General features: G+C 50.0%; 2 protein-coding genes. One reads left to right on the forward strand and one right to left on the reverse strand.

The features are described from left to right. A partial coding sequence (locus A3750_RS21795; protein ID WP_068548823.1) for an SDR family oxidoreductase occupies positions 1 to 658 on the forward strand: 658 nt, incomplete at its 5' end. Between the two features lie 45 nt (positions 659 to 703). On the opposite strand, the gene A3750_RS21800 is transcribed toward A3750_RS21795, so the two are convergent. Next, the coding region (locus tag A3750_RS21800; protein WP_156498828.1) for an AraC family transcriptional regulator at positions 704 to 1,086 on the reverse strand (383 nt) is incomplete at its 5' end.

Below are 1,086 nucleotides of genomic sequence, written 5' to 3' on the forward strand. Positions count from 1 at the left end.
AATGGCTGTGCAAACCGACGTCGCCAAGCTCGAAGACTGTGAAGCCCTAATAGCAAAAGCCGTCGAGCAGTTTGGTCGTATTGATGTGCTAGTGAATAATGCCGGATATCATGAGCGTGGCGATGTCGCAGAAGCGGATCTTTCCGGGCTTGATCAAACCATTGATGTGAACCTTAAGGGGCCGATTCGGCTTACCAAACTCGCTTTGCCACACCTTCTAAAGGCATCGCATGGCGCAGTCGTGAATGTTGCCTCGCTGGCTGGACGTTTCCCGCTTGAAGGTGAGGCGACGTATTCATGCAGTAAATTTGGACTTCGTGCTTTCTCGTTGGCGCTTGCTGAAGAGTTGAATGAAACCGCGGTGACGGTATCGCTGGTCTCCCCTGGACCAATCGATACTGCGTTTATCATGGATCATATTGAAGACGTCCCAGACATGGTGTTCTCGCAACCAATGAGCGATGCCGATGAGATCGCCGATGCCGTTATTGAATGTGCACTGGATGGTAAGCGAGAGCGCGCGATTCCGGGGTTTTCTGGCTTGTTGGCGACTGCGGGATACTTGCTGCCTACTTTGCGAAAGGCATTAAAGCCGGCTCTAACAGCGAAAGGTGCCAAAGAGAAGAAACGTTATTTAAAACGTACACGAGCATCGTGAACTGTTCGACGTGTCGACATACACTCCGGTTAAGCCGTTTGTGCGCTAGTTGTCGGTGGTTTCGGTGGATCGAAACTGCCCGGGGTTCAGTCCGTTCCAGCGCTTGAATGCGCGATTAAAGGCACTTTGATCGGAAAAACCCAGTTCATAGCCAATTTCTTTTAGACTCCGGTCTTCGTTCTTGATGAACTGCTCGGCGAGTTTAAAGCGCTTCTCATCGACTAGCTTACGAAATGTGGAGCCTTCTTTTTTGAGACGATTTTTTAGTCCGCTTACACTCAAGCAAAAGTGCTGAGCCACTTCTTCCTGAGAAGGGAAATTCTCCGGTATATTCGCGCCGATATAGGCGCGCACTTTATCGCTAAAGGATATCTGCTCGCTTCGGTTGATCAGCGCCCGGCTGAGCTTCTCTTCAAGTAATCTATATA

The organism is Oleiphilus sp. HI0079, from assembly GCF_001635105.1.